At 59.8% G+C, this 751-nt stretch carries 1 protein-coding gene; it reads right to left on the bottom strand.

The window, feature by feature from the left end; translation table 11 throughout:
• Positions 1 to 473, bottom strand: a 473-nt coding sequence (locus AC1DD5_RS25720) for an isocitrate lyase/phosphoenolpyruvate mutase family protein (protein WP_477523136.1), incomplete at its 3' end; no start/stop codon positions are given.
• Positions 474 to 751: the final 278 nt, after the last annotated feature.

Below are 751 nucleotides of genomic sequence, written 5' to 3'. Positions count from 1 at the left end.
ACACGTTGGACCGCCGCATCGCGTGTCAAGTGGTGATTGTCTTTGAACTGCATGACGTTCCCGAGCTCTTTGGGGGGCGTGTGCTTGGGGTAGGCGAAGTTCGTGTCCTCGATCATGACGCCGGCGATACCGGCAGCCTCCGCCATCTGGACCGCCTGGCGTACCTGAAGTGGGTTGCCTCCCCCGTCGTCGAAATCGACGATGAGCGGAATGTCAATTGCCCGTGTGATGCCCCGGGCCACATCGATGATGTCGCGGGTCGAGATCATGGTCATGTCAGGAATCGCATGGTAAGCGACCGATACCGTAACCCCACCGCCGATGGTCACCGCGCCAAATCCTAGATCCTGGGCTACTCGCGCCGAAAAGGGGTCGTGAATCCCAGGAATATGAATCAGCCCATCACCCGCGATCAGTTCACGCAAGCGAGCGGCGGCCGACCCTGGCCTCCTGGTTGTACCGCTCAATGGCATTCGGTGTTCCTCTCTATAGAGCACAGGTCTGTTGTACTACCTGAATGTGGCTTCGGATTGTTCCGAGCATCCACACGCAGCGGTGCTGCAGGTCCGAAAGACTGATGTCATTACCGGCGGAGGCCGGCTTGGACCATGAGGGGCAGGATGTCGTCTTCCATCTGCTGGAGTCCCTCGTCGTAGTTGACCCAGGAGATCGCTACCCCGTCGAGTCCGGCGTTGGACAGTTCCAACAGTGTTGCGACGACCTGCTCAGGGGTACCCACCGCGGTCATCGC

The organism is Paenarthrobacter sp. 10L420, assembly GCF_056395385.1.
The sequence above is the reverse complement of the archived record's forward strand: the minus strand, read 5'-3'. Positions and strand labels throughout refer to the sequence as shown.